This window comes from Methylobacterium sp. GC_Met_3 (genome assembly GCF_026540775.1).
In the GTDB taxonomy this organism is placed as follows: Bacteria; Pseudomonadota; Alphaproteobacteria; order Rhizobiales; family Beijerinckiaceae; genus Methylobacterium.
This window is the reverse complement of record NZ_JALNUL010000140.1, coordinates 1-1828: the sequence shown is the minus strand read 5'-3', so window position 1 is coordinate 1828 and position 1828 is coordinate 1. Positions and strand designations below refer to the sequence as shown.

At 66.1% G+C, this 1828-nt stretch carries 1 protein-coding gene; it reads left to right on the top strand.

The genetic code is table 11. The features are described 5' to 3' along the window. Positions 1–178 precede the first annotated feature (178 nt). On the top strand, positions 179–1816 hold the full coding sequence (locus tag OXS27_RS32135; RefSeq protein ID WP_267361713.1) for a porin: 1638 nt from the start codon (positions 179–181) through the stop codon (positions 1814–1816). Positions 1817–1828 lie beyond the last annotated feature (12 nt).

The window sequence follows — 1828 nt, the reverse complement described above, 5'->3', positions numbered from 1 at the left end:
GGGGTAAAGCAGCAATATTCCTTTTGCTTATTGCCGCTGATCTGAGCCAATAGCTCAACGCCGCCTGCCGCCGGCGTGCAAGCCCGCCGCCAAGACGCGAGCAGAAATGATTTTGGCAGTGAGATCCGGATCACCGGACGATGCTGCGCTATGGGTCTCGAAGATTTTGGGGTCATCCATGAGGTTCTTGAAAAGCTCCCTGCTGGGCTCGGCTGCCGCGTTCGCGGCGGTGGGCGCCGCGCACGCCGCCGATCTGCCGGTCAAGAAGGCCGTGCCGATCGAATACGTCCGCGTCTGTAGCGCCTACGGCGCCGGCTTCTTCTACATCCCCGGCACCGACACCTGCCTGCGCGTCTCGGGCCGTGCCCGGTTCGAGGGCGGATACCAGACCAGCTATACCCGCCAGGCCGGCGCCAACGGCGATACGTCCGGCTACCAGGGCCGGATGCGCATCAACCTCGATGCCCGCACCCAGACCGCCTACGGCACGCTCCGCGCCTTCGTGCGCCTCGATGCCGGCGCCCGCACGGGCTATTCCGGCGTCGGCACCTCCGGCACGCAGCAGCGGATCGGCCAGGCCTATCCCGGCATCGGCACCGACAGCTTCGGCCGCGACCAGCAATTCGCCAACGTCGACAAGGCGTTCATCCAGTTCGCCGGGCTCACCGCCGGGCGCGCGTCGTCGTTCTTCGACTTCTACGCCCACGACTTCGAGTTCGCCGGCGCGACCGCCGGTTCGGACGTGTTCTCGACCAACCTGCTGGCCTACACCGCCACGATCGGCAACGGTCTGTCGGCCACGATCTCGATCGAAGACCCGGTCTTCCGCCGCACCCCGATCTTCTCGCCGTTCAATATCTCCGCCACCCTCAACACCGGTAGCGTCCAGAACTTCGGCGTGACCAACCAGCCGACCCCGGTCTTCGTCGGCCCGGGCCGCTACGGCAACGTCGACAGCATTGAGCGTGAGCGTCTGCCCGACTTCGTCGGCGTCGTGCGCCTCGATCAGGCCTGGGGTTCGGCCCAGCTCTCGGCCGCCACCCACGAGCTGAACGTCGGCAACCTCTCGACCGCCGCCAGCACCGGCACCGGTCCGACCGTCGTCCCCGCCCACACCAGCAACGTTCAAGGCTGGGCCATCCAGGGCGGCCTGAAGATCAACGCGCCGTTCATCGCCCCGGGCGACGCCCTGTATCTGCAGGGTGCCTACGGCGAGGGCGCGCAGCTCTACACCGGCTACTCTCAGTACACCGGCTCGTACACCCAGAGCACCACGACCATCCAGGGTCAGAAGTTCGCCCAGTACTTCGCTGACGCGACCATCAACCCGTTCACCGGCCAGCTGCAGACCTCGACCAGCTTCACGGCGGTCGCGTCGTACCTGCACTACTGGACGCCGGAATGGCGCTCGGCCTTCTTCGGCTCCTACGGCGAGCAGAGCTTCTCGCAGAGCGCCCGCTACGCTCAAGGTCAGATCTACAGCCTCGTGAGTGGCCTGGCCGGCAGCAACCCGTTCAGCTCGAACGCCGTCGGCACGCCCGGCACGCGGTTCTACAACCTGAGCCAGGCCCTGCGCGACACCTACCAGTTCGTGGCGGGTGGCAGCATCATCTGGTCGCCGGTCAAGGATCTCGATATCGGCGTCGAGGCGTTCTACACCCAGATCGGCCTGAAGAATGGCCGGGCGATCGATCTCGACAAGAGCCCGACCGCCTACGCCAACATCGCCGGCATCAACAACGGTACCTTCGCGGTCCGTACCGCCACGCAGGACTCGGTCTCGCAGGTCCGGTTCCGCGTCCAGCGCGACTTCTAGTTTCCCAGATCG

Coding starts and splice junctions, on each gene's coding strand:
- OXS27_RS32135 (WP_267361713.1), top strand. CDS start 179: ATGAGGTTCTTGAAAAGCTCCCTGCTGGGCTCGGCTGCCGCGTTCGCG.